We start from the raw sequence: 23997 nt of genomic DNA on the forward strand, positions 1-23997 counted from the left end.
GGCATTAGAAGCCCAGATGATCGAACTAACCCTTTTCTGTCCGAGCAAGCGATTCCGTCAGGCGACTCTTCTCCTCAGCATCAGTTGCCTTCTCCAGTAGATGCTTGATCAGCATCACATGGGCAGTCTTGAGAGCATCCACCGCCGGCACATAAATATCTGGACGAACCCCAGTGCCCTCCCAGTTTGTTTTGGTATAGGGATTAACAGATCGGCCGAAAGGAACAAACACCTTAAAGTGGTCATTGAGACGGACCTCATCGCCCGGATTTGCTCCTCCCCAGGTGGGTTCTCCTATGATAGTTGCCCGGTGGGTGTTCTGAAGGTCGTACGAAAACTCCTCAGCGGCCGAACCCGTGCGCTTACTCACGAGAATGTAGATTTCTTTGCCTAAATACTTCGACCCAGAGACCTTCGGCAGGGTCCAAAACTGCTCCGTATCGTCGCTCGTGCGATCAGAGATATCATTGAGATGCACGGGTTTGCTGTCAAATAGGTAACTGCATAAGAGTTGTACGGTTTGCGGACTACCACCACCGTTCTCCCGGATGTCGAAAATTAGCGCATCCGTATTGGCAACAAAGTCCATAGCCGCACGGATTGGGCGTTCAGCCTCCTTCTTAGGAGCGAACTGGGTGAATTTGATATAGCCAATGTTGCCTGCCAACCGCTCCACCTTCTGAAATCCAGCATTGACTTGCTTGGTCCATAGCTTTTGCTTGGCGATCTCTGAAGGACTCGGCTTGTCGTCTTGCTTGCGGATTGGCAACATTTCAGCACTGTAACGAACCCTGAGATGAGCATCATGGCAAACACTGTCCAGATCTCGCGTGAGTTGTTTCGCAAAATCTTCGCCGCTAGAAATCGAGTCGTACCCCCGTGCCGCAAGCTTGCCCTTGATCAACTTCTCGGCCTCTCCAACCTTCTCGGGAAACACATACGATTTCCGCATGCTTACAAAAAGCGAGTTGATGGTAGTGGCTCGCACTTCAGCCGTCAGCTCTTCAGCCCCAGCCGATGCGGCTAGCAAGACCAAGATCAAAAGAGTCATTTGCTTTTTTATCGTTCTATTCATGATTTTGTTCACAGACCTGTAGCCCTCGCAGCAGTAGGTCAACCATCGCCGTCAATCGTTGGAGAATCATTTCCGGCTGCCCCAGTTCACGCACGCTCAAGCTGTAGGGCACAAAAGCGTTCGTTGCCAGCAACAAGGTGTTAGATGTCTCGTTTACATCTTCAAAGTAGAAAGCACCATATTTGCGCCCTTCTTGAAGGACTTGGGAGATAAGTTCTTTCTCGGCATCATAAGCGGCCCGCCGACGCTCCATGTACGGGGTTCGGATCACCTCAAATAGCTGGTCCAGACCGTGGTGATACTGTTGAACAGCCAACACACGCCCCATCACACGCCGAATCAACATCCGTCTCAGTCGTTCTTCAGGCGACCCATCTTCGGCCACAATCTGCTCTAACTCAGCACGAACATTCTCGACAACCCTCCCAACAGATGAAAGCCCAACCTCTTCCTTGCTAGAGAAATAGAGGTAGATCGTCCGCTTACTCACCCCAGCTTCCACAGCCAGGTCATCCATGCTCATCTTACGAAAGCCGTAGTGAGCCATGATCCGGTCGCAAGCATCCAAGATCAATTCCTTCGTATCAACACGCCGCTTACTGGTAAGCACGATACATTATATATGCATAAATGCACGAATTAGGTTTTTCGTGCATTTTCAAAGTGAAGAGTGTGATTCACAAAGTGTCTAGTCGGATATACGGTGTTTGAGCCTGTCACGAATGTGAAGTTAATGATCGGCGAGTATATTGGGCGGGTGATTTCACGGACTGCCCCCTATGCGACCATATTTGTGGCACTACTTGTTGGCTGCTCAAATCCTTCGAAATCATCAAGTGGCGTCGCTGAGAAGCCGGACAACTCCCACCCACACCTGACAAATGAGTTCGTCGCCAAAATCCCTGATGACAAAGTCGTTGGGCAACTAACCGATATGGCATATACGATGGTGGAAGGGGTCGACGATCTGCGGGCCGCCTGTCTAAAAATGCCACCTGGAATGCAGGTGCTCTACACGACGACACGAGCTGACTCCGAAGTCAACAACGGCGGATTTCATCAGTTTTTTTGGAACTCATCAGGAACTTTGGCTGACATTACCCTTGCTGGGTTTCAAGCACTAGGTGACCACGAAAGAGAAAACCTCCTACGCGAAGCAATCACGATTCACGAGGTAGATGAGAGGTCGAAGGGCTCAGAGCAAGATAAGAACGACATCACTGAGTTTCAAAAGTCAGAGAAAATGTCCAAACTTGGACCACTGGATGACAAGTACTACAAAATCAAGGTGACTCTAACCGAACTCCAGCTCAAATACATTCGAGCCCACCCAGAGAAGTTCTCAAGTAAGTAGTGAAGGGAAGCACTAGGTTCAAAACTTCAGCAAAGTTCGAGATGCACAAGCGCCCTACTCAAAGAACATTGCGATGACATTGCATCAACCTACAAGGTGACCTTCAACGGCACATACATGCCGGAATATTCCGCTTCCGAGATTTGGCTGCCCAACAAGGATTCGAACCTCGATTAACTGAGTCAGAGTCAGTCGTCCTACCATTAGACGATTGGGCAGTGCGCAGAATCAAAAGAATACCACGCATCTAGAAATCAATGCCACACTAGGCGGATTTCTTGCGACGACGAGCGATCAATCCAACCCCGAGCCCGATCACAGCAAGAGACATCGGCTCAGGAACCGCCTGGAACTGTCCGTAAGCGAAGCTCTGGAACTCCATAGCAGCGCTATGCGACCCCACAAAATCCACTCGGAATGACGAGAATGGAGTGCTCGAAGTAAATCCGACGAACTCAGAATCTCCAAAATTGGTCCCGGCTAGAACAAAGCTGTCTCCGTTGTCCAACGTGAAGTGAAGAATGTCGCTGCCATCCCAGGTGTCAATAACTCCAGAGAAAGCCGTGGTCGGGCTGGGCATTTTCGCCACAAGATTGGTTGAGTCCCCAAAATCCTGAGAAGACAGAACCGCATAGGGGTAGTAGAAACCGTCCCCGACCACAAACAGCGATCCATTGTTTGTAGCCGTATCCACCGAGAAATCAACACCGCCAACAGTGACACCGCTGGGATAGGTCACGAAATCAGAGTCAGGTGCAATTCCTTCAAAATTGGCAGAAGTCACCCCAGAAACGTGAGATAGCCATGCACCGTTATCGGGGTAGAACGTGAGAGAAGCATGGGCCGTACCTAGGCCAATCCCAGCAACAAAAAGCATCGAAAAAACTGACTTCATCAGATCTCCATTAATCCCAATCGCTCTCATTGTAACGGCATTGTCCAGAGAAAGAGCTTGTATATTTGCTGGTCCTCAAATTTAACAGGATCAGACTGGTATCGTTTCACAAATGAGCGACTTCTTAGTTACTTGGAAACTGACCCGACACAGGCTCACCGAGACCACGCAAGACTTAAATCAAGCCCAGCTCAACTGGCGAATCTACCCCGGCGCACTCACCATCGCCGAGATGCTCGTCCACATAGCCGGAGTCGAAGTATCGTTCTCTTCGCAGCTCCGCGGCCTTGAACTCGATGAAGCCACCCTTCGACTCAAAACAGCCGCAACAGATGGCTCAGTAAATGACAAGCCATTTCCCTACAGCGTGGAAGAGCTAACACCCGAGTTTGTCAAACAAGCGCTCGAACTCAGTGGAAGCATGGTCGAACCACTACTAACCAACCCCACAGACGAGATCCGCGCAAAACAACTCCAAAGCGCACTCGGCCCAATCATCGATGGAACAGGTGCCATGGCTCGTCTCGCAGCTCACCCCTTCTATCACCAAGGTCAGGCATACCAAATCCGAAACGCTCCAGGCTTCCCAGCCTAAGGCACATACGGCCCGCCAGGCACACCCCAACCCCATTCAGGCATCGGAGTTTCGTCTGGCGGCGCCACGGCTCCGTCTTGCGAATTAATCACCGCAAGCCGAGTCCCCCACTCAACATAAGCCATGAAAGCAGACCTAAACTCCGGGTCCATCGGCAGCCCAACCTCATCCGCACTGTCAATCAGGAGTTCAATCCATCGCCTTCGCTGCTGCTCAGTCAGATGTCGCCCTAGATGATGACGCACCATTCCAGCGTGTCCACCCAATTCCGATGAGTACGCAGTTGGACCGCCAAAAACCTCGCCGATAAAAGCCGCCACATGCTTCGGATGATCCGGTGGCATGTACTCAAAAACCGGCTGAAGAATCGGGTCCAAAGGGACCTTGGAATAGAAAACCGCCGTCAGCTTCTCCAAGGCCGATATGCCCCCAGCCCATTCATATAGAGTTGGTACGGTTCCCATTACCAGGAGTCTATCTTGAAAAAGACGGTAAGGTAATTCCACTATGAAAAGACCGATTCTGCTAGTAGGTCTCGCATTTTTGGCCGCGCTCGCCGAGGCATCCGCCACCCGAGAAGATAGCATCGAAAACCAGATCGCGAGTCTTCGAAAGTTAAAAGACAGTGACCGCGCGATCTTGACCAAAGAACTGGCTCTAAAGATCCGGGCAAGGCCGTTAAGTAGCAACAGACTGAGTCTGGCCGGCAGCCTCGCAAACCTCGCAACCGAAGGAGACTTCGGCAGAGACACCTTGCAGGAAGTAACCACAACACTCGCAGAATCGCTAGAAGGAATAACCTTGGCACCTACTGCCCAAGGGCCAGATTACACATACATCCAACTCGCTCAACTAGAACGATACGAGCACATGAAGGTCAAGCTGGACCAACCAGGCTACAAAGAAGCCCTCAAGTATCTTGAGAAACTAGACAGTGTCCGAAGCAAAGTCGACTTCACCCTAAACGACATCACAGGGAAGTCCTGGAAGTTGTCTAGTCTCAAAGGCAAAGTCGTGTTGGTCAACTTCTGGGCAACTTGGTGCCCGCCCTGCCGCAAAGAAATGCCCGACATTGAGGCGCTCTACAAGCAGTTCCAGTCCAAAGGACTCGTCGTCCTAGCCATCTCGGATGAAACCCTAGACAAAGTCAAACCGTTCATCACCGACCACCACTACTCTTACCCAGTGCTGCTCGATCCAGGTCGGAAGGTCAACAACGCCTATAAAGTCGATGGAATCCCAAAGAACTTCGTCTACAACCGACAAGGCAAACTGGTCGCACAATCGATCGATATGCGCACCAAAGGCCAGTTCCTCAAAATGCTTGCGCTAGCTGGCCTAAAGTAAAAACAAAGCCGAGCACCCGCTCGGCTAATCCCCTCAGAACTTAATAGTCTGGCCAAAGGTAAAGGTCGTTCGGTTCTTCTGCAATCCGCTCGACCCATTGAAGAACGCCTGGTTCGCAAAGTCTTCCCGCAGCTCAAATCGAAACAGCACATTCGCCGAGATCTTATAGTCATAAGTGCCCGTCAAAGAATGCAGTTGAACCGGCGTACCTGTCCGCAGTCCACTGGAATCCTCCACATGCTCAGCGCGGAAAGCCACAGCACTCTTCGCACTCAAATCCTTATGAGCATAGAGAGCTAGGCCACTCCAGTTACCTTTACCCCTCGCACTCGCATAGTCAGCATTGAGCGCTAACTTAGTGCTGGCATCCGATTGATAGTTGAGAATCAAATCGGCTTGAGCCAGACTCGCCGTCCCGCGAGTCGGGAAGCCAATCCCACCATAGGTGCCACTCGGATTGAGTCGGTCGCTGCCCTCGGTGCCCTGATAAAGATTCAGTGTCCCGGATAGTTTAGGGTTGACGGTATAGCTGGCTCCCAAGCCCAAACTCTTGTCCTTATTCCCATCCTCCACCTCGTTCCAACCTTGAAACAGGTAAGCAGCAACGCTCAGCTTTTCAGATAAAGCCTTTGTAGCTCGAACACCTGTGTGGTAGTCGGGCTGGAGCAAGCTAAAGAGGAAGCTCCGACTGTAGTTGTCGTTCGCCCGGCTGTCATTGGATTCGTTCCCAACAAACGTAAAGAACTTGCCAATGTCGATGGTGAGCGGCCTAGCGCCCTGAGTCATATACGTCACATAGGCCTGCCCGAAGTTCTTATAATTGTCAACTCCACCGGGTTCACCACTATGCATCGTATCAGTGGTTGGCCCCGCCAAGATACTCACAAAGAAACCGTAGGGCTGCTTCGCAGATGGAGCACGAGAAATATCGATCTGAGCGAGGGCTAACCGATACTGATTGTTGCGATTATCGTAACTGCGACCGTTGAGTACGGGCCCAGACCCCGGCTTGTTGAAGTCGTACTGGTAGTAAAGGTCAAGATAACCCGAGACGTCGATATCCTTCTTAGGTGAGGTGGTTGGAGTCTCCTGAGCCATGCTGCAGGCAGCCAGTCCAAGCACCAAAACAGAGAGAGTAAGTTGAGATTTCATGTTCTTAGAAAAGAGAAGTTGTTGGCCTACATCCTCGTAGGCCGATGTCCCCGGAGGGAGGACACCGGGGCTGCAGCCCCCGATGTCGTTAGGGATTACTTAGCAAACTGATCGAGAGCTAAGTTAAGCTTCAGCACGTTCACAACAGGCTCGCCGTAAAGACCAGCAAACCGGCCCTCAGTGTGCTGCGTGATCAACGACCGAACAACACCCACCGAGATGTTGCGAGCTGTCGCCACGCGTTGTGCCTGTAGCTCAGCGTTGGCTGGGCTGATATGAGGATCCAGACCACTGGCAGAGCGAGTGACCGCATCGGCAGGAAGAACAGCGTCCTTCGCCAACTTGTTCTCCTCGCGATAAGCCTTAGCCAAATCAACCACACCATCAAAGTTGCCCGGATCGTCCTTGCCGTCCGCAGTCTTCTTATGAATGCCGTTGATCAGCTTGTCACTGGTCGGTCCCAAGTTGGTTCCGCTGGAGTTCGCCGCGTCGTATCCATTGCCCGCAGCCGAGGGCCGCGAATGGAAATAGATCGGTTTGGTAAAGTTCTGCCCAATCAGCTCACTCCCCACAACCTTGCCCTGGGCGTCTCGGATCAGGCTGCCATCAGCCTGCTTCTTAAACGCCACCTGCCCGATTCCATAGATGATGCCTGGGAATGCCAGGCCGCAAAACAGGATGAAGAAGACGGTGAGAACGATGGATGCTCTAACTTGTTTCATGGTTTTCTCCTCAGGCAAGGTGCAACAGCACCAGTAGTCGGTCGATGGCCCAAATGCCTGGGAATGGGGCGATGATTCCGCCGACGCCATAGATAAGCAGGTTCCTTCTCAGAATCTGCGCGGCACTCGCAGGTGTGTACTTCACACCGCGAAGAGCCAGGGGAATCAACAGAACGATGATCAGCGCGTTGAAGATAACCGCAGCCAAAATAGCCGACTGAGGATTCGTCAGACCAATGAAGTTGAGCTGCCTCAACTCGGGGTAGGTCACAAAAAACATCGCAGGAATGATCGCGAAGTACTTGGCGATATCGTTGGCAATGCTAAACGTCGTGAGCGATCCACGAGTCATCAACATCTGCTTTCCAATCTCAACAATCTCAATGAGCTTCGTTGGGTTGGAATCGAGGTCCACCATGTTGCCAGCTTCCTTCGCCGCCTGGGTACCCGTGTTCATGGCCACTCCCACATCAGCTTGCGCCAGAGCAGGAGCGTCATTCGTACCGTCGCCAGTCATCGCAACTAGCCGACCACCGGCCTGTTCGCCTCGGATGTAAGCAAGCTTCATTTCAGGCGTGGCCTCAGCAAGGAAGTCATCCACACCAGCCTCAGCAGCAATCGCAGCAGCGGTCAACGGGTTGTCGCCCGTGATCATCACTGTCTTGATCCCCATAGCTCGCATCTGGTCGAAGCGGGCCTTCATGCCGCCTTTCACAATATCCTTAAGCTGGATGACCCCCACCACTCGGTTGTTCTCGGCAACCACCAGCGGAGTCCCACCCTCCTTGGAGATGAGCTCAACCCGGGTCTGAATCTCAGGAGGCATCTTGCCACCTTGCTCTTCCACGAACCGGCGAATCGACTCGCCAGCACCCTTTCGGACCATGTGGCCGTCAATGTTGACACCACTCATGCGAGTCTGTGCAGTAAACGGAACGAACTCCGCATGCAGCGACTCCATTTCTCGCTCGCGGATGCCGTACTTCTCTTTGGCGAGTACCACAACGCTGCGACCCTCAGGAGTCTCGTCTGCAAGGGAAGCGAGCTGGGCAGCATTCGCCACCTCCTGCTCGGTCACGCCCGGTGCTGGCCAAAAAGCCGTTGCCTGTCGGTTACCAATCGTGATGGTCCCAGTCTTGTCCAGCAAGAGCGTGTTGACGTCTCCAGCAGCCTCAACTGCCTTACCGCTCATGGCAAGCACGTTGTGCTGCATGACTCGGTCCATACCAGCGATTCCAATCGAGCTGAGCAGTCCACCGATAGTCGTCGGAATCAGACAGACCAGTAGAGCCACCATGACAGTGATGGTAGGAACATCTCCAGACTTCGCCGCATCCACACTGTAGTGCGCATAGGGCAGAAGCGTGATCGTCGCAAGCAGGAACACAATCGTAAGCCCCGCAAGCAAGATCGAGAGAGCAATCTCGTTAGGAGTCTTCTGTCGCTGCGCACCTTCAACCAGTGCAATCATCCGGTCGATGAAGGACTCGCCAGGATTGCTGCTCACCTGAACCACAATCCGGTCAGACAACACGCGCGTGCCACCCGTCACAGCAGATCGGTCGCCGCCGCTCTCACGAATAACCGGAGCCGATTCGCCGGTAATGGCAGATTCATCAACACTGGCAATGCCTTCAATGATCTCGCCGTCAGCAGCAATCGGTTCACCTGCTTCACAAACAAACAGGTCTCCTTTCCGCAGAGTCGTTCCAGGAACAACCTCTTCTTTTCCGTTCACCAGCTTACGAGCCGTAACTTCAGTCTTAGCCTTTCGCAGCGAATCAGCTTGCGCCTTACCACGACCCTCAGCCATCGCCTCGGCGAAATTAGCGAACAGCACGGTGAACCACAGCCAGATAGAGACCTGTCCCACAAACAGACTGTTGCCGGTGTGCAAGATCACGCCTCGGATCCAGAAGTAGGTGGTGACCACGCTGCCGATCTCAACCACGAACATTACAGGGTTCTTCGCCACCACGCGAGGATCGAGCTTCACAAAAGCGTCAACCAGCGCGCGCTTCACAATCGCCCCCTCGAACAGCGATCGAGGGGCATTCTTTGGCTTGATCGAATGAGTCACTTCGGGCTCAGGAATTTTTGTTTTAATAGCCATTTCTTTGTTCCCGTTACTGAGTCTTCTCAGCCTTCATTTGGAAGTGCTCGACAACTGGGCCGAGTGCGAGTGCGGGGAAGTAGGTCAGTGCGTTGACGATGATCACCACGCCGATCAGAAGACCTGCGAAGGTCGTGGTATCGGTTTGGAAGGTTCCAGCACTAGCAGGAACGCGGTTCTTGCGAGCGAGACTTCCCGCCATCGCAAGCAGCGGCACCAGCATCAGCCAGCGGCCAATGAGCATCGCCCATCCAATCGTCTCGTTGTAGTGAGGAGTATTTGCAGTGATGCCAGCGAACGCCGATCCGTTATTACCCGTCGCACTTGCGTAGGTGTAAAGGATCTCGCTGAAGCCATGCGAGCCACTGTTGTTTAGGTTGTTTCGAGTAGAGCCTTCAAACACATCCGTCGGATTGCCGTAGGCAGTGTTGGGCAGCTTGTTCCAGTCCGCGATGGCTGGGATCTTCTTCTGATCCTCCAACTGCTTCGCTGGGTCGATGTTCACCGAAGCGTACTTGTCGTCGGGCTTCGCATTCGGATCAGCCGTCGTCGCGTAGTTCGTATTGGCACTAAGCGCCGTGAAACCGAGAACGCTCGCAGCAAGAACAAGCGTGGCCAACATCGCCATCTGGATCTCAAACTTGCCGATCTTCTTTCCAAGGTATTCCGGCGTACGACCGACCATCAATCCGGCGATGAAAACGCCAATGACGGCGAACATCAACATGCCGTAAAGACCAGCTCCCACGCCTCCGAAGATGACCTCTCCAGTAAGAATATTCGCAGTGGGAACAAGCCCTCCCAGCGGAGTATAAGAGTCGTGCATCGAGTTGACCGCACCGCACGAAGCACCCGTGGTGACCGTAGCAAACAAGGTGGAAGAGCCGATACCAAACCGCGCCTCTTTGCCTTCCATGTTCCCGCCAGCCTGAGTAGCGGTTTGAGCAACCTCGACACCCGCTTTCTTCAGAAGCGGAGTGCCTCCCTGCTCAGCGGAGTTACAGATAAACGCACCCGCAAGAGCCATCGCGCTCATCGCGCCGAAGATCGCCCAGCCCTGTCGAGCGTTTCCAACCATCTTGCCGAACGTATAGGTCAGCGCAGCAGGAATGCTCCAGATAAGGACGAGAGTGAAGAAGTTGGCGAAGGCCGTTGGATTCTCGAACGGGTGAGCAGAGTTCGCGTTAAAGAACCCTCCACCGTTGGTGCCAAGCTGCTTAATGATCTCCTGGCTAGCAACAGGACCCATGGCAATCGTCTGCTTCGCGCCCTCAAGAGTCGTGATCTCCTGATAGGGAAGGAAGTTCTGAGGAACGCCTTGCCACAAGAACACGATGCCGCCAATAATCGAAAGCGGAAGCAACACATAAAGGGTCGCACGTGTCGTGTCCACCCAGAAGTTGCCAATTCCTTTGGCGCTCTTCCTAGAAAAGCCTCGCACCACCGCAATCGCACAAGCCATACCCACAGCAGCCGAAGCCCAGTTATGGATAGCCAGCGAAACCATGTTCGAGAAATAGCTCATAGTCAACTCTGGCGAGTAGCTCTGCCAGTTGGTGTTGGAGCCAAAAGAGTTAGCAGTGTTAAATGCTAAGTCTGCGGTTACCTGCTTACCGTCAAAATGCTGAGGGTTAAGAGGCAACATTCCTTGCAACCGAAGTGCCGCATAGGTAAATAGAATACTCACTCCACTAAAGAGCAGCATTCCAAGAGCGTATTGTGTCCAATGCTGATCATCATCCTCTCGAACACCGAGAGCTTTGTAGATCAGTCGCTCAAACCAACCGAGTACAGGAGACAGCAGCGTCTTGTCACCGTTAAACACACGTGCCATGTACGAGCCAAAAGGCTTCGTCAAGACAACAAGAATCAAGAAGTAAACGAGAATCTGAAGAGATCCGTTGAGATTCATTTAGAACTTCTCCGGTTTCAAAAGGGCGTACAGCAAGTAAATGAGTACGAGTAGCGAGAGCGCGCCTGTCCAGATGTAGTCACTCATCGGAGGTCTTTCCCTGAAGCTTTTCGCAGCCTCGTACGTAAGCTATGCAAATCCCAAAAAAGATCAGGATCTGAGCTATGTAGAAAAGATCAAGCATTGTTAGATTCCTCCGAGGATCTACTGTCCGTGGACGCTTTCAGGTTTTCCAGCTCGTCGAGTAAGCCCGAAATAGGCTTAGCAACCAACGTCAAGAGTAGCAAGAAGACACAGAACGCCGTGAAGTTGTAAGACACCACTTCACCAAGACCGGACAGTTTCTCCACACTAAGATGGTGCGGGAGGAGGCAATAAAGACCGCGTAAAGAAAGGCCTTAGGGCGATAAAGATTTCGTAAAGAATACGACCCTATCAAGGAAGCGCCAAGCTGGATGCACCTGCCCAGTGCATCCAGCGAATAGTCATCAGTAAGCTACAGGGAACGGGTTTCGAGAGAAGCCGTTCTGATGCCAATAAGGATAGGCCAACTGAGGCTTGCTCACAGCATCCAGCCGAGCAACCTGCTCAGGGGTAAGGTTCCAACCAGTGGCACCTAGGTTCTGCCGAAGCTGCTCCTCATTCCGTGCGCCAATAACCAAGGTCGAAACTGTCGGCCGCTGCAAAAGCCAGTTCAGGGCAATCTGTGGCACGCTCTTTTCTGTCTCAACGGCAAGCTCATCCAACACATCGACGATGTTATAAAGAACTTCGTCATTCACAGGAGGTCCGGCATCCACCACTGTCTGACTGCGCAACCGGCTGGTTTCCGGCAGTGGCTGCCCTCGACGGATCTTGCCCGTAAGTCGTCCCCAACCAAGCGGGCTCCAAACCACAGTTCCCACACCCTGATCAACTCCGAGAGGCATCAACTCCCATTCAAAGTCGCGCCCGAGAAGAGAGTAATAAGCCTGATGTGCCACATACCTCGACCACCCGCGCTTCTCCGAGACCGACAAAGACTTCATCAAATGCCAACCCGAGAAGTTAGAACATCCAATGTATCGAATCTTCCCAGCCTGAACGAGGCCTTCCAGCGTAGAGAGAGTCTCCTCAATGGGAGTCATCGCGTCAAATGCGTGAAGCTGATACAAGTCAATATAATCAGTTCCAAGCCGCTTAAGACTGCCTTCCACAGCGTTGATCAGATGGAACCGAGACGAACCTACATCATTTGGCCCCGAGCCAAAAGTAAAGGTGCCTTTTGTCGAAATAAGCACCTGATCTCGACGCCCCTTAATGGCTGCGCCCAAAATCGTCTCCGCAGCGCCGCCAGAGTAAACGTCAGCCGAATCGAACATATTCAGCCCATTCTCAAGACAGATGTCAACGAGCTTGGTAGCCTCGTCAACATCCGTCTGTCCCCACGCGCCAAAGAAATCGCCGCTCCCCCCGAACGTGCCAGTGCCCAACGTCAATACAGGAACTCGGAACCCCGAAGCACCAAGTAGTCTTGTTTCCATGGCATAGTTCTACCGCTTACGAACCCGGGCCGTTTCGTTAAGACTCTACTTCTCGGAAATGCGATACAGCCCTGCACCGTGCAATGGAATCTCCGGAGCGAACTCACCCTCAAAAACCCCCAGATCCTTCTTCGCCCACAGATCGCGAACCTTGGCTTTCGGCCCGAAACCAAGATCCACAAACGACACGGACACCTTCTTGGAGCTACCCTTATCGTAGGCATTGAACAGAGCCACATAGCGATCCTTCGAACGAGGAACATCGGCAACCCAAGCAATCAAATCCCCCTTCGTCCAGAGCTGGTGATTGCCTGTACTCTTCTGGTTCACCGCAAGCACCTCACCGTTCGTGATGAGGTTCAACGTGAAGTCATCATTCTTAGGAAGATGCCCACCCAAGATCAAAGGCGACTTGGCAATCGACCAAAGGGTCATCAGTGTAATCTGCTCGTCTTGAGTAAAGTGCGTCCAAGAGTCTTTTTGACCCTGTCGAACGGCACCAAGCGGCAGCATATCAGCGTCCGGCCAATGTCCTGGACCACGAAACGGTGTCCACTTGTCAAGCCGGACAAACTGCTCCTTCATCGCTCCCCAGTCATCCCAAAAATCATCGCTGATCCGCCACATATTCGCGTGCTCAGCAACGTGGGTCCCGCTACCAAGAGGCGTCTCCCCCGGCGATGTGCTGAAAACAATCTCCCGCCCACACTTATCAAGAGCCTTACGCAAACCCTCAATCTCCGGCGTATGATACGGCCGAGAAAGATCATCCACCTTAATGAAGTCCACACCCCATTTCGCAATCATGGCCGCCACAGAATCGTAATACTCCTGCGCCCCCGGCTTCGCCATATTCACGCCGTACATGTCTGGATTCCAAGGACACAGATCGTTCTTATCCGCAATGTCGGCCGCGTGATACTTCGTACCTAAAATGGGCAAATTTCGCTCAACCGCCTTGCGAGGAATGCCGCGCAGCATATGAACACCAAACTTCAACCCCTGTGCATGGATAGAGTCTGCTAGAGCCTTAAAACCAGCTCCGTCTTTAGCAGAAGGAAAACGGTCAACCGCCGGCATCACACGGCCGTACGCATCCATCGTTATCTCCGGGTTCGGTGTGTAGTTCCACCCGCGAACACGCGGAATAAACCAGTCGATGTCCACCGTCACAATCTTCCAGCCGAACTTCTTCAGGTGTTTCGCCATGTAGTCGGCGTTCTCACGGACCTCATTCTCGGTCACACCTATGCCAAAACAGTCCCAACTGTTCCAGCCCATCGGCGGTGTCTGAGCCCATTTATGATAGGGAAGTTGCTGAGTATTCATACCTGCGAAAAGAAGTGATGCGATCAGTAGCACGAGACGACTATGTTACAACCAAACGACCATCTGGCCTACTCACTAGGGGGAGCCAACCGATAACCCACCCCCGACTCGGTAGTGATATGCACGGGATTAGCCGGATTCACTTCGATCTTATGCCGAAGCTGGCCCATATAGACCCGCAGGTACTGCGTCTGTTCCACATCAGCTGGCCCCCACACCTCACCCAAAAGCTGACGATGCGTCACTACTTTCCCCGCGTTGCGAACCATCACGGCCAGGAGATTGAACTCCAACTTCGTCAAGTGAACCGGCTTCTCATCCACCGTGACCGTCCGAGTCGTAAGGTCGACAAACAACCGCCCAGAACGGTAAGTGGAAAGCTCCGTAGAGCCCTCTTTGTTCTTATGCCGCAACGCAACTCGAATACGCGCTTCCAACTCACCAAGGCTAAACGGCTTCGTGAGATAGTCATCCGCACCAGCATCCAACGCCGTCACCTTGTCATGCTCCTGACCTCTCGCAGAGATCACAATGATCGGCACCTTTGACCACTCGCGCACCATCCGAGTCACATCCGTCCCATCCATATCCGGAAGCCCAAGGTCCAACAAAACAACGTCCGGCTGACGAGTGTTGACCATCTCAACCGCCTGATGACCGCTAACCGCCTCGATCACCTCATAGCTCTCGGCCGACAAACTGATCTTCAAGAACCGTCGAATCGCCGCTTCATCATCGACCACCAGCAACTTGGTCACAGCCTGCCTCTCAACCAATGGGAACCTCAGGCGCCGCTTCTGTCATAGGAATCTCAATCACAAACCGCGCGCCACCATCTGGACGGTTCATTGCCGTTGCCGTACCATGATGTGCCTGAGCAACAGCACGCACAATCGACAACCCGAGCCCAAACCCCTCAGTGTCACCCGTCGCCGTCGGCCGGTGAAACTTCTCAAAGATCCTCAACTCCTCACCCGCAGGAAGGCCCGGACCGCGGTCGCTTACTTCTATTTTCATCACACCCTTTGATACGGACGCTTGCAAGTCCATAGATGTACCGGCTGGAGTGTGCCGAGCAACATTTTCGAAGAGGTTCACCAACGCAGTAACCATCAACTTCGCGTCCAACTTAATCAATGGCAAAGAACTCGGGATCTCCGTGGTGATCGGCCGACCGTCCAACAAGACCCTGCACTGATTCAGCGCAGAACCCACCAACTCTTCAACCGATTCCCAATCGAGCGTCAGCGACACGGGGCCAGATTCCAACCGAGTCATGTCAAGCAAGTTTTGAACGTGATTGTTAAGCCGCTGAGACTCCGTCAAGATCCCCTTCAAAAGCTCTTGTTGTTCTGGAGAAACACCCTGCAAGCTCTTCACCAAGCTATCAGCCGCCCCAGAAATGGAAGTAAGCGGAGTGCGCAAATCGTGAGAAACAGAACTCAACAGCGCATTCCGTATCCGCTGCGCCTCAATCTCAACCTTCGCATCCTGAGTCTCCTTCGCCAGCAAAGTCCGCTCAATGGCCACCCCCATTCCATTCGCAAAAGTCTCCAGCAAAGTAAGTTGATGGGGATCAATCTTGCCATCAGCCTGAAGCGGTTGTAGTGCCAAAACCCCAACAGCCTTCTCCGCAGACTTCAACGGCAAATACAACCCCTTAGACCCAGGCAACGTGTCTGTACCCAAACCAGCAGGCATGCCGTGCTTGAAGCACCACTCAGCAACCGCAGCTTCCGAACGATCGGTCTCAAAATGAGATCGAGACTTCACCACAGGTGAAAGATAGCCGCGCTCCGAAGGGAGCAACACACCCGAATCGACATCAAACTCTTCCCGAATCTTCCTCGCCGCAGCCTGCGCAATCTCTTTCTTACTACGACTAGCCGCCATCTGCTTGCTCAGGTCATACAGTGCTGCCGTACGGCGTTCGCGAGCACTCGACGAATCCGCCTGATGTCGCAATCGGAAAGCGAGACTACTAATCAACAGCGCAACACCCAGCATGATCGCAAAGGTAGGCAGATACTGCACGTCCGAAACCGCAAACGTAAACCTCGGCGGCACAAAGAAGAAATCAAACGCCGCAACGCTGAGAACCGCAGCAAAGATCGATTCACCCACCCGGTACCGCGTCGCCACAAAAGCCACACCCAGCAAATAAATCATCACCAGATTCGCAAGCTCTAAGTGCACATGGATCAGACTGCAAAGGCCTGTAGCCAAAGCAATGACACCAAAGGTAGCGAGGTAGCTGATGGGGTTAAACGAAACAGGTGTTCCAGACTCAGCTTGCTTGCGCGGCAAAGTAGCAGACGGGGACCCCGTAACCACATGGACGCTGATCTCACCACTGCGACGAACCAACTCGTCCACAACGGATCCATGCAAAATCTCCTTCCATCTGGGCTTGATCGGCTTACCGACAATGATCAAGCTGATATTGCGCTGGTTGGCAAAGTGAAGAATCTCACCCACAATGTCATGCCCACTCCGAGTCGCCGTCTCCATCCCGAGTGACTCCGAAAGTTTGAGCGCACACTGAGCGGCATCTTGCTCCTCTGCTGTCCGCTTGTACTGCCGGTCACTCTCCACGTATAACGCAGTGACATGAGCATGGGCAGCATTTCCAATTCTCGCAGCCGTTCGCACCACCTTCTCGCCCAGCTTGTTAGGCGCAATACAAACCAACAAACGGTCACGTGCAGCCCAAACACCGTTGATACCGAGATCCTCACGGTAACTCTGCATCTGCGCGTCCACGCGGTCCGCAGCACGCCGCAAAGCCAGCTCTCGAAGCGCAATGAGGTTCCCCTTCTTAAAGAACCCCTCCAGGGCACGCTCTATCTGAGTCGGGACATAGATCTTCCCATCCGCAAGCCGCTGCCGCAGCTCATCAGGAGGAATATCAATAACCTCAATTTCGTCTGCCTGCTCAATGAACGTATCGGGCACGGTCTCCTGAACAACCACACCAGTGATCTGAGCAACGACATCCCGCAGACTTTCAATGTGCTGCACATTGATGGCCGTAAACACATCAATCCCGGCCTGAAGCAGCTCATCCACATCCTGCCAACGCTTCGAATGCCGAGACCCAGGAACGTTCGTATGCGGCAGCTCATCCACCAACACAAGGGCAGGCTTCCGAGAAAGCACCCCATCAAGGTTGAACTCTTTCTGCTCAACACCCCGATAAGACACCACCCGCATCGGAACGCTAGGCAAGTCGCGAACAAGCGCCTCAGTCTCCTTCCGACCGTGCGTCTCGATGTAGCCAATGACCACGTCCACGCCACGCTCCCGTTGCTCATGAGCAGCTGACAGAATCGCGTAAGTCTTACCCACGCCAGCCGAGGCGCCGAGAAAGATCTTGAGCCGACCTCGAGAGTTGCGACGCTCCTCCTGCTGTACTTGGCGGAGCAACAAATCTGGATCGGGACGCTCAGAACCCATGCCAATAGTCTGACAGAACACCAAGCGTCCCTTTAACGACTAACCATATAGATAGATCGTATTTGAACTTAAAACGACCATGAATCGACTCAGATAAGGATTTTATAAAGAATAAAAACCCTCATCGCAACCTTCATCAATTCCTAGTTAGACGCCCAACTTCTCCTGCATGGTCTCGTTTGAAATGAGCCCTTCATCCTTAAGGTTCTGAAGATACATCTCAAGGGTCTGCATCCCAGCAGCCTGCGAAGTCTGCATCACATTAGGAATCTGGTGAATCTTGCCCTCTCGAATGAGGTTCCGCACAGCGCCAGTCCCCACAAGAATCTCCAGAGCAGCAATACGTCCTCCACCTTCTTTCTTACAAAGCGTCTGAGTAATAACCGCCTCAAGCGACTCCGACAACATAGCGCGCACCTGTGCCTGCTGAGCAGGAGGGAACACGTCGATGATTCGATCCATCGTCTTAGGCGCGCTCGAAGTATGAAGCGTCCCAAAAACCAAGTGCCCCGTCTCCGCCGCAGTCAAAGCAAGCTGAATCGTCTCCAAATCGCGAAGCTCACCGACCAAAATCACATCCGGATCTTCACGCAAAGCCGCTCGTAGCGCAGTAGAAAAGCTCTTAGAGTGGGCACCAATCTCGCGTTGAGTAACCAACGACTGCTTAGACTGATGCACGAACTCAATCGGATCCTCGATGGTAAGGATGTGGCTCTGATCTCTCGAATTGATGAGGTCAATCATCGAAGCCAAAGTCGTGGACTTACCAGACCCCGTCGGCCCCGTAACCAACACCAACCCCTTCTGCCGCTTAGTCAGTTGCCCCAAAATCGGAGGCAAACCAAGCTGCTCAATACTCAAAATCTTCGTCGGGATCTTCCGCAACACCGCGCCTAGCCCCCGCTGCTGCCGCAAAACGTTAACCCGGAATCGCGACTCCTTCCCAAATGCCATCGAAAAGTCTACGTCGTTCGATTCTTGGAAATGCTCGCGCTGATCAGGGGTCATGATGCCAAGCAACATCGACTCAGTCTCTTCAGGCGTAAAAGCAGGCACGCTCAACCGCTTGATGTCGCCATCAACGCGAAGCATAGGAGCCTCACCGGCAGAAATATGAATGTCCGAAGCCCCAAGATCCTGAGCAAACTCAAGAAGCTGGTTGATCGCCAACTTTCCAGAGATGCCCGCGTCGTGAGTCGCGTGTTGCACAGCAAATGCAGATTCCATCAGGTCCATTTTCGGACCCAATAAACGCCTACTGCACGCGACTTTTACGAGGCTTTTCTAGCTCGCCAAATCTCTTCACTGGGCCAACGCTTCGCCCACTCAACATTCATATACTCAAACCTCGTGGGCTCAGCACTCGCAGGAGCCTGAAGCTCAATCAGATCCTCCACAACAAAGCCATTCGCCCTCAAGAGCCGAAGCATGGGACCAGTCGGCAGGTGAAACTCCACCGAATTGTCATCAGACCACTCAATACGGTCCAACCCAAAATAGTCTCGACACAGTTCGGTCTTCACCGGGCCCTCATTCGGCATGCACAGCGTCGAAACAGTGCTGTTCCTCAGGAACACCAACTGCCCACCAGGGCGCAATAATCTCGCAGCCTCCGGAATCCAAGCATACGGATCGCACCAGATGCTGGCCCCATACTCGCTGATCGCCAAATCAAAGCTACCGTCGGGCAAAGGCACACTCTCGGCACTCCCTTCAATCAAAGGAAAGTGCAGGTCGAACTCGTCCTGCAGACTTCGAGCTGTTTGGAGCTGACCCGGCGTAATGTCAATTCCGGTAGGCATCATCCCCAGCCGTGCCAACCACGCCGAAATATATCCGGTGCCGCAGCCAAGCTCAATACTGCTCAACCCTCGGAGCGCATCAAGATCTCCCAGGGCGTGTACTTCACTTTCTGGAACCCCAAAACAACCCCACGTAAACTCTTCACTGGCCCAAGCCTTTCGACCTGGCTGCACCCACTCGTGGCTGGTAGGGCCCCAGTGCTCTCGATTTCGGAGAACGTGCTCCGGATACTCCATAATGGGAGCATTCTACCGATGAGCGAAACCACACCTGGGAACAATGGCACTGCTGTCGAAGAGTTCAAGACCTGCCGGGCCGAAATCAAATACGAGACAGAAGTGCTCGCAGCGCGCCTAAATTCTTACATCGTGTCCCAATCGTTCTTGGTATCAGCCTTTGCCGTTTCAATGGGCAACCTAAACCCTAAATGGGGAAGAGAGTTCCGCCTAGTCTTCCCAACCACCCTGGCAGCGGTCGGGCTCATACTCTCCATTTGTGCCTTCCCCGGCATCGTCGGAGCATGTAAAGTGATCCGACGATGGCATGAGCGGCAAGACGAAATGCTCGATCAGTACCCCGAACTGAACGCGTACCACGTCCTCAGGCGACCAGGTGTCGCCAGAATCCACGAAACGAACCTGCTATTCGCCAAGACCTCTCCGTGGATCTTTGGAATTTCGTGGATCCTAATGGGTTGTCTAAGCCTGTGGCTCAGCCTCGGCTGAGCCGCCAGAAGCCGACTTCTCAGCAGAACCCTGGTCTGAACTCTCTGTCTCCTCGGAGATTTCGCAATTCACATGCCGCATGAGCTTCACCAACAGATCCGTATTCTGTTGCAGGTGGTTCAAAATCACCATGACCTCTTTCTCGGCCTTCTTGTTGATCTCAAAATCCAACTCAGCTCGTATCTCAGAGTGCCGTCCCTGTAAGTTCTGCCCCACCATGATGAGAGGCATCAGCAGAATCTGAATAACATTGCTCATCAACAGATAAGCCACGAAGGCAGGGAAGGGGTCAAAGGCTCTCCACCCAAGAGCCGGCACTTCGCTGGCAAGGATGTTATATCCGCACCACAAAACCGTCCAAGAAAGGATGATGATAAAGAAGCCCATCGAGCCCACTTTGTCAGTAATTACCACCGCAATCCGCTCTAAGGGCTTAAGCTGATCCGTTTGAACGTCATTGGCGTTCTTCACAATTGAATGAGGAACTTGAAGGTGGGTGAGCGTTTGGGCAATATCAGTGATTAAGGGTTCCATAGCCATCGGTTAACGACTATCTTAATCCTTTCGTTGCGGCCGGGCATCTGGGCGATCCCTCTAACAGGATAATCGAACCAAATTCCCCGCACAATACAACAGACCCTCCAAGCTTGAGCATGGAGGGTCCGACTTGATTTACTTGATCTTCAACTTGGTGAGAGTTGACCAAGGAGTCTTGCGCAACTTCTGAGCGAGGTCACCAAGATCCGTTGGAGCCAGTTCGCTCAGGTCAAAGAACACTCGGCTGGACTGAAGACCAGAACCGCTCTCGTACACAAACTCCGTAAGTCTCATCTCTCCAATGAGGAACACCAAACATGGAGGGCGTGCGACGTTCGATGATTCCTTCTGCAAAGCACGAGCCTTCGCAATCAGCTCATCATCGGGCGTCTCGCAGAATTTCCACAGAACCGTATCTTGGCTGGTCTTACCAAGTCGAACGCAAGCATCCAACTCACCGACGTACTTCGCACCGCCCTGTACATAACAAGCGATGTACTTGGAAGGGTAGTGTACGTAGCTCAGTTGGAAATCGTCTTCAAGCGACGGACAAACGTAGATACGGCGACCGACATCTCCCAGAGACTTCGACATGTTGAATGCCACTAAGCGGAGCTCGGGTGGCGTGGCGATCTTAAAAGCCGGCTTCTCGGGCGTAGGGACCTGATTCGTAGTTGGCACCATAGGACCATCTTAGTTTGCCCTGTTTTTGGTCAAATGTGCTCACTCACTTTAGAATCTTTTGAATGTCTTGGCATCCGACGCTAAATTTTGGTCAAATCTGGGACTAAAACCGGCATTTTCACGGTCTTGTTTCAAAACGGGAGGGACCCTTGCCTCAATTAATGAACATTCACAGACCCGCTTTCAAAGCTTATGCGTCACTCCTCACAAGGAAGTAAATAGGTGCGAATACACCAAAGGAGTTGTCCATGACACGTTTTTACAAAGTTTCTCACTACGCTTTAGCTGCTCTCATCGGTGGCCTAGTGCTCGTCCCCACAATGGCACACGCCCAGGACAGAGACGACCGAGACCGTAGAGGCGACTCACACCGCTGGGATCGCGACCGAGATCGAGATAGAGATCGAGACCGTGACTCCTATCGCGACAGCAGAGAAGACAGACACAGACGAGACCGGGAGCGCCGAGAACGAGAAGAAAGAGAAGCAAGAGAGGCACGCGAGCGAGAATGGCGACGCGAAAGAGCCTGGCGCGAACACCGAGACTACGACCGAGATGTTTACTACCGGCGACAAGAAACGAAAAACGAATGGCGGAACATCGCAGCACTCTCCGGCGGCGTAGCCCTACTCGGAGCACTCGAACACGATGACCGACTGTTCTTTGCGGGTGCAGCAGGCGCCCTCTACTCCGTCTATCGCTACGATGAAGATCGACGCAGCCAAGACCGCTTGCGCTGCCTAAGAGCCGAGTATTTCAGCCGCCCCTACTTCTACCGTGATGGCCGCAGATACGAGCGAGTCGAAGTGATCCGGCACGGAAACCGATACTATCAATTCGTTTGTGACTAGAAACAAGTGAGTGGAGTAGATGATCTACTCCACTCTACTTCTGATCCCGGATATACCAAGGAACATTAATCACGACAATCCGGTGATCTCCACTAAAATACAGAGCGGCTTTCAGCGCCGACGCTCGTTGGTTATGGAGAAAATACTGCCACCAACGGAACTCCACTAACTCGGGAATCACCACAGCAATCACTCGATCAGGGTGTTGATCCTCCAGTTTCCGAATGACGCCCAAAAGCGGATCAAACAGTCTTCGATAAGGGGATGACACCGCCAATAGCTTCGGAACAGCAAGGTTGGTCTCCTCAAACGGAGTCTCTACAAAGTTGTGCCACTGGTCTCGAAGCTGCTTGATGTCTTCCTCCGCAACCCCAATGTGAATTCCGATAACGTCGTCCGAAATCGTCATCGCAAAGCGAAGCGCCTTCTCCGTAACCAAGCTCCAACTCTTAAGAGGAACCACGACAAGCGGAGGCTGTATAGGTGTAGTAGAGATAGGACCCGCACAAACAGTCGCCTCACTTACTTCATCATAGTGCTTTTTAACAAATGTAAAAAGAGCCATGATGCCAGGAATGAGTAACATCGTTACCCAAGCACCTTCAGCAAACTTGGCAACGAGCACGACAACCAACGCAATCCCAGTGCAAATGGCGCCCGTACCGTTCACTAAGAGGGAAGTCGTGGCCCCTTTACCCCCATACCGCAGCCAGTGCTTCACCATTCCTGCCTGAGACAAAGTAAAGGCAAGGAACGCGCCCACAGCAAACAAAGGAATAAGCCGGTCAGTAATGCCGCCGAAGGCAATCAACAGCACCGCCGACAACACCGTCAAAATCACGATGCCAAGCGAAAACACCAATCGCCGACCACGCCCTGCAAACGCCCGAGGAAGAAACTCATCCTTCGCAAGGAGCCGACACAACCGAGGGAAGTCCGCAAACCCAGTGTTCGCGCTCAAAGCCAAAACCGCAAGCACGCTACCAATCGTCACGTAATAGCAAAAACCACGTCCGACAATGGCCGCCACCAGCTGACTAATAACACTCTGATATCCAGCCTTATCCGGATCCGTCGCACCAATCCCGTAAACGTGGCACAGATAAGCGATCCCCGCAAGCAAGCCACCCAAGATCACCACTATCGCGGTCAGCGTCTTCTGAGCATTCTTCACAGTCGGCTTCGCAAACGCCGTAACACCGTTACTCACCGCCTCAACACCGGTCATCGCGGTGCAGCCACTCGCAAACGATCGCACCAACAACCACAAACTAGCAGCCCCAACACTCGCCGGAAGCGCCACGGGAGCCTCAATCGGAACCGGGTGCCCACCAGAAGTCACCGCCCGAAAGATTCCAAGCCCAATCACAGCCGTAAGGCTAGCGATGAACACATAGGTAGGAATAGCAAACGCCACCCCCGACTCGCGAACACCGCGAAGATTCACAATGGCAATCAGCAGAAGAATTCCGAGACAAAGATGCAGGATGTACGGATGCATCGTCGGCACCGCAGAAACCAGCGCACCAACTCCCGCCGATATCCCCACCGCCACCGTCAGAACATAGTCCACCAGCAGAGCCGCCGCCGAGAGCAGCCCCAACCGAACCCCCAAATTCTCACTCGCTACCGTATAAGAACCACCACCGTTCGGATACGCATGAATAGTCTGCTTATAGGAGAAGTAGAGAATCGCAAGCAAGACCAGAATGATCGCTACAATCGGAGTGAAGTGACTAATCCCAGCCGCTCCAAGGGGAAGCAGGATCGTCAAAGCAGCCTCAGGTCCGTAGGCCGCAGATGCCAAAGCATCCAATCCCAACATGGGGATCCCAGCCAAAACGCCTACTTTCTGTTCGTCTTCTTCGCGCGAGGCCAGCGGACGGCCCAAAAGGATGTCAACAAAGGACATAGGAACTCCGAC

Annotated in this window: 23 protein-coding genes and 1 tRNA gene; 5 read left to right on the forward strand and 19 right to left on the reverse strand. The window is 53.0% G+C overall.

Features of this window, described 5'->3' with window-relative positions; genetic code table 11:
* Positions 1–25: 25 nt before the first annotated feature.
* Together ACZ51B_RS18135 and ACZ51B_RS18140 are read right to left on the reverse strand one after the other, a co-directional pair.
* Entirely contained in the window at positions 26–1075 is a 1050-nt protein-coding gene (locus ACZ51B_RS18135; RefSeq protein WP_464294751.1) for a S41 family peptidase, read from the reverse strand.
* The gene (locus tag ACZ51B_RS18140) at positions 1068–1685 is read right to left on the reverse strand and encodes a TetR/AcrR family transcriptional regulator (protein WP_464294752.1); all 618 of its coding nucleotides are present in this window, start codon (positions 1683–1685) and stop codon (positions 1068–1070) included. Before ACZ51B_RS18140 ends, ACZ51B_RS18135 begins: the two co-directional genes overlap by 8 nt.
* 93 nt (positions 1686–1778) lie before the next feature.
* Here ACZ51B_RS18140 and ACZ51B_RS18145 point away from each other — a divergent pair, with 93 nt between their 5' ends.
* A complete protein-coding gene (locus ACZ51B_RS18145; RefSeq protein WP_464294753.1) occupies positions 1779–2429 on the forward strand; it encodes a DMP19 family protein in 651 nt (216 codons plus the stop codon).
* 144 nt (positions 2430–2573) lie between these two features.
* Here the strand turns inward: ACZ51B_RS18145 and ACZ51B_RS18150 are convergent.
* Positions 2574–2647: transfer RNA gene (locus ACZ51B_RS18150), tRNA-Gln, on the reverse strand.
* 47 nt (positions 2648–2694) lie between these two features.
* A complete protein-coding gene (locus ACZ51B_RS18155) occupies positions 2695–3324 on the reverse strand; it encodes a PEP-CTERM sorting domain-containing protein (protein ID WP_464294754.1) in 630 nt (209 codons plus the stop codon).
* A gap of 112 nt (positions 3325–3436) precedes the next feature.
* On the opposite strand from ACZ51B_RS18155, the gene ACZ51B_RS18160 reads away from it, so the two are divergent.
* Positions 3437–3919, forward strand: a complete 483-nt coding sequence (locus ACZ51B_RS18160; RefSeq protein WP_464294755.1) for a DinB family protein — start codon at positions 3437–3439, stop codon at positions 3917–3919.
* Here the strand turns inward: ACZ51B_RS18160 and ACZ51B_RS18165 are convergent.
* Entirely contained in the window at positions 3916–4383 is a 468-nt protein-coding gene (locus ACZ51B_RS18165) for a group II truncated hemoglobin (RefSeq protein WP_464294756.1), read from the reverse strand. The two genes, ACZ51B_RS18160 and ACZ51B_RS18165, sit on opposite strands and share 4 nt — an antisense overlap.
* Positions 4384–4426: 43 nt before the next feature.
* Here ACZ51B_RS18165 and ACZ51B_RS18170 point away from each other — a divergent pair, with 43 nt between their 5' ends.
* A complete protein-coding gene (locus ACZ51B_RS18170; protein WP_464294757.1) occupies positions 4427–5266 on the forward strand; it encodes a TlpA disulfide reductase family protein in 840 nt (279 codons plus the stop codon).
* Between the two features lie 33 nt (positions 5267–5299).
* On the opposite strand, the gene ACZ51B_RS18175 is transcribed toward ACZ51B_RS18170, so the two are convergent.
* From ACZ51B_RS18175 to ACZ51B_RS18225, 11 genes are all read right to left on the reverse strand, one after another.
* Positions 5300–6418, reverse strand: a complete 1119-nt coding sequence (locus tag ACZ51B_RS18175) for an outer membrane beta-barrel protein (RefSeq protein ID WP_464294758.1) — start codon at positions 6416–6418, stop codon at positions 5300–5302.
* 95 nt (positions 6419–6513) lie between these two features.
* Complete coding sequence (gene kdpC, locus ACZ51B_RS18180; RefSeq protein WP_464294759.1) at positions 6514–7140, reverse strand: potassium-transporting ATPase subunit KdpC; 627 nt, start codon at positions 7138–7140, stop codon at positions 6514–6516.
* Positions 7141–7150: 10 nt separating this feature from the next.
* Positions 7151–9253, reverse strand: a complete 2103-nt coding sequence (gene kdpB / locus ACZ51B_RS18185) for a potassium-transporting ATPase subunit KdpB (RefSeq protein WP_464294760.1) — start codon at positions 9251–9253, stop codon at positions 7151–7153.
* A gap of 13 nt (positions 9254–9266) precedes the next feature.
* Entirely contained in the window at positions 9267–11165 is a 1899-nt protein-coding gene (gene kdpA, locus ACZ51B_RS18190; RefSeq protein WP_464294761.1) for a potassium-transporting ATPase subunit KdpA, read from the reverse strand.
* The gene (kdpF, locus tag ACZ51B_RS18195) at positions 11166–11252 is read right to left on the reverse strand and encodes a K(+)-transporting ATPase subunit F (RefSeq protein WP_464297200.1); all 87 of its coding nucleotides are present in this window, start codon (positions 11250–11252) and stop codon (positions 11166–11168) included.
* A gap of 401 nt (positions 11253–11653) precedes the next feature.
* Entirely contained in the window at positions 11654–12688 is a 1035-nt protein-coding gene (locus ACZ51B_RS18200) for an aldo/keto reductase (protein WP_464294762.1), read from the reverse strand.
* Positions 12689–12733: 45 nt separating this feature from the next.
* On the reverse strand, positions 12734–14050 hold the full coding sequence (locus ACZ51B_RS18205) for a glycoside hydrolase family 27 protein (protein ID WP_464294763.1): 1317 nt from the start codon (positions 14048–14050) through the stop codon (positions 12734–12736).
* 35 nt (positions 14051–14085) lie between these two features.
* On the reverse strand, positions 14086–14775 hold the full coding sequence (locus ACZ51B_RS18210; RefSeq protein ID WP_464294764.1) for a response regulator: 690 nt from the start codon (positions 14773–14775) through the stop codon (positions 14086–14088).
* A gap of 10 nt (positions 14776–14785) precedes the next feature.
* Positions 14786–17494 (reverse strand): DUF4118 domain-containing protein, encoded by a 2709-nt coding sequence (locus tag ACZ51B_RS18215; RefSeq protein ID WP_464294765.1) that lies wholly within the window; start codon positions 17492–17494, stop codon positions 14786–14788.
* 126 nt (positions 17495–17620) lie between these two features.
* Entirely contained in the window at positions 17621–18643 is a 1023-nt protein-coding gene (locus tag ACZ51B_RS18220; protein WP_464297201.1) for a type IV pilus twitching motility protein PilT, read from the reverse strand.
* 101 nt (positions 18644–18744) lie between these two features.
* Entirely contained in the window at positions 18745–19512 is a 768-nt protein-coding gene (locus tag ACZ51B_RS18225) for a class I SAM-dependent methyltransferase (RefSeq protein WP_464294766.1), read from the reverse strand.
* 18 nt (positions 19513–19530) lie between these two features.
* Between ACZ51B_RS18225 and ACZ51B_RS18230 the strand changes: the two genes are divergently transcribed.
* Positions 19531–20001 (forward strand): hypothetical protein, encoded by a 471-nt coding sequence (locus tag ACZ51B_RS18230; RefSeq protein ID WP_464294767.1) that lies wholly within the window; start codon positions 19531–19533, stop codon positions 19999–20001.
* Here ACZ51B_RS18230 and ACZ51B_RS18235 read toward each other — a convergent pair.
* On the reverse strand, positions 19975–20535 hold the full coding sequence (locus ACZ51B_RS18235) for a DUF1003 domain-containing protein (RefSeq protein WP_464294768.1): 561 nt from the start codon (positions 20533–20535) through the stop codon (positions 19975–19977). The genes ACZ51B_RS18230 and ACZ51B_RS18235 overlap by 27 nt on opposite strands.
* A gap of 138 nt (positions 20536–20673) precedes the next feature.
* Positions 20674–21222 carry a hypothetical protein gene (locus tag ACZ51B_RS18240; protein ID WP_464294769.1) on the reverse strand — a complete coding sequence of 183 codons (549 nt, stop codon included), beginning with the start codon at positions 21220–21222 and terminating at the stop codon, positions 20674–20676.
* Positions 21223–21470: 248 nt separating this feature from the next.
* Here ACZ51B_RS18240 and ACZ51B_RS18245 point away from each other — a divergent pair, with 248 nt between their 5' ends.
* On the forward strand, positions 21471–22073 hold the full coding sequence (locus tag ACZ51B_RS18245) for a hypothetical protein (protein WP_464294770.1): 603 nt from the start codon (positions 21471–21473) through the stop codon (positions 22071–22073).
* Between the two features lie 34 nt (positions 22074–22107).
* On the opposite strand, the gene ACZ51B_RS18250 is transcribed toward ACZ51B_RS18245, so the two are convergent.
* The gene (locus tag ACZ51B_RS18250; RefSeq protein WP_464294771.1) at positions 22108–23985 is read right to left on the reverse strand and encodes an APC family permease; all 1878 of its coding nucleotides are present in this window, start codon (positions 23983–23985) and stop codon (positions 22108–22110) included.
* Positions 23986–23997: the final 12 nt, after the last annotated feature.

The organism is Fimbriimonas sp. LA-C6 (assembly GCF_055398105.1).

Bases quoted from the DNA above. Each gene is read 5' to 3' on its own strand.
- ACZ51B_RS18135 (WP_464294751.1), bottom strand. From the start codon at position 1,075: ATGAATAGAACGATAAAAAAGCAAATGACTCTTTTGATCTTGGTCTTG.
- ACZ51B_RS18155 (WP_464294754.1), bottom strand. From the start codon at position 3,324: ATGAAGTCAGTTTTTTCGATGCTTTTTGTTGCTGGGATTGGCCTAGGT.
- ACZ51B_RS18160 (WP_464294755.1), top strand. From the start codon at position 3,437: ATGAGCGACTTCTTAGTTACTTGGAAACTGACCCGACACAGGCTCACC.
- ACZ51B_RS18165 (WP_464294756.1), bottom strand. From the start codon at position 4,383: ATGGGAACCGTACCAACTCTATATGAATGGGCTGGGGGCATATCGGCC.
- ACZ51B_RS18170 (WP_464294757.1), top strand. From the start codon at position 4,427: ATGAAAAGACCGATTCTGCTAGTAGGTCTCGCATTTTTGGCCGCGCTC.
- ACZ51B_RS18175 (WP_464294758.1), bottom strand. From the start codon at position 6,418: ATGAAATCTCAACTTACTCTCTCTGTTTTGGTGCTTGGACTGGCTGCC.
- kdpC (WP_464294759.1), bottom strand. From the start codon at position 7,140: ATGAAACAAGTTAGAGCATCCATCGTTCTCACCGTCTTCTTCATCCTG.
- kdpB (WP_464294760.1), bottom strand. From the start codon at position 9,253: ATGGCTATTAAAACAAAAATTCCTGAGCCCGAAGTGACTCATTCGATC.
- kdpA (WP_464294761.1), bottom strand. From the start codon at position 11,165: ATGAATCTCAACGGATCTCTTCAGATTCTCGTTTACTTCTTGATTCTT.
- kdpF (WP_464297200.1), bottom strand. From the start codon at position 11,252: ATGAGTGACTACATCTGGACAGGCGCGCTCTCGCTACTCGTACTCATT.
- ACZ51B_RS18200 (WP_464294762.1), bottom strand. From the start codon at position 12,688: ATGGAAACAAGACTACTTGGTGCTTCGGGGTTCCGAGTTCCTGTATTG.
- ACZ51B_RS18225 (WP_464294766.1), bottom strand. From the start codon at position 19,512: ATGGAGTATCCGGAGCACGTTCTCCGAAATCGAGAGCACTGGGGCCCT.
- ACZ51B_RS18230 (WP_464294767.1), top strand. From the start codon at position 19,531: ATGAGCGAAACCACACCTGGGAACAATGGCACTGCTGTCGAAGAGTTC.
- ACZ51B_RS18235 (WP_464294768.1), bottom strand. From the start codon at position 20,535: ATGGAACCCTTAATCACTGATATTGCCCAAACGCTCACCCACCTTCAA.
- ACZ51B_RS18240 (WP_464294769.1), bottom strand. From the start codon at position 21,222: ATGGTGCCAACTACGAATCAGGTCCCTACGCCCGAGAAGCCGGCTTTT.
- ACZ51B_RS18245 (WP_464294770.1), top strand. From the start codon at position 21,471: ATGACACGTTTTTACAAAGTTTCTCACTACGCTTTAGCTGCTCTCATC.
- ACZ51B_RS18250 (WP_464294771.1), bottom strand. From the start codon at position 23,985: ATGTCCTTTGTTGACATCCTTTTGGGCCGTCCGCTGGCCTCGCGCGAA.